We start from the raw sequence: 776 nt of genomic DNA, 5'->3' as shown, positions 1-776 counted from the left end.
GCCTGCGTCAACGAGGCTCTTCATCAGGCGGTCGTATTCCGCCTGAGAGCCGTCGCACACGTACACTTCGTCCGGCGCGCACAGCCTGGCGATTTCTTCAACCCACGCCTTTGCTTTCGGGTGCTTAAGAGCATTAACTGTCATAAAAACTCCTGTTTCCGCGCCGACCGCGTTTGAAATATGCAAAACGCAGCCGACGTGATTTATTTTGTTTGGGGGAAGTATAGGGAATTCGGGGTTTTTATACAAGGACAGCGCGTTCGGCTCCGCCGAACGGCCGAGTTTTCTGAAAAAACTCGGACGTTACCCGTGCACTGACGGGTAACGCAAAAGGCGGGGAAGCGTTTTTGCCTCCCCCGCCTTTTGCGCGTTTTTAACCTTCAGTCAATAATAATTCCGCGCAGTGCGCCGGCACAAATCTTCAAACAGATAGGGGCTTTTGCCGTTTCCCCGCAGGCAGCAGCTCTCGCTTTACTGAGGCGGTCAAATTAAACGCTGCCATACGTAAACATTCCTTGCTTTACGCGCTCGCTTTCAAAATACTCCCGCGCGCATTCATCGTCGCCCCACAGCAGGTTTTTCGTGATTCGGTGCGAAACGGTACGGGAAAAGTTTTCTATATTGGTGGTGTCAATAACGTCGCAATAGAGCGAGGCAAAACGCTTAAACCACGGATAGGTCTCGTAATACCCCAGCCATTGTTCCGCATACGGACAGCGCACCCCGCCGCAGGCAGGCGTCCAGTCCTCCCACGCGGAAACGGGCAAATCGTTCAC

Annotated in this window: 2 protein-coding genes; both read right to left on the bottom strand. The window is 53.5% G+C overall.

Annotated elements, in window-relative coordinates; genetic code table 11:
- Positions 1 to 144: phosphoenolpyruvate carboxykinase (GTP) (locus AWU74_RS10710; RefSeq protein WP_162504976.1), on the bottom strand; the 144-nt coding region annotated here is incomplete at its 3' end.
- Positions 145 to 488: 344 nt separating this feature from the next.
- On the bottom strand, positions 489 to 776 hold a 288-nt coding region (locus tag AWU74_RS11890; RefSeq protein ID WP_202966428.1), incomplete at its 5' end, for a hypothetical protein.

Source organism: Treponema endosymbiont of Eucomonympha sp., assembly GCF_001028545.1.
This window is presented reverse-complemented; position numbering and strand designations above follow the sequence as displayed.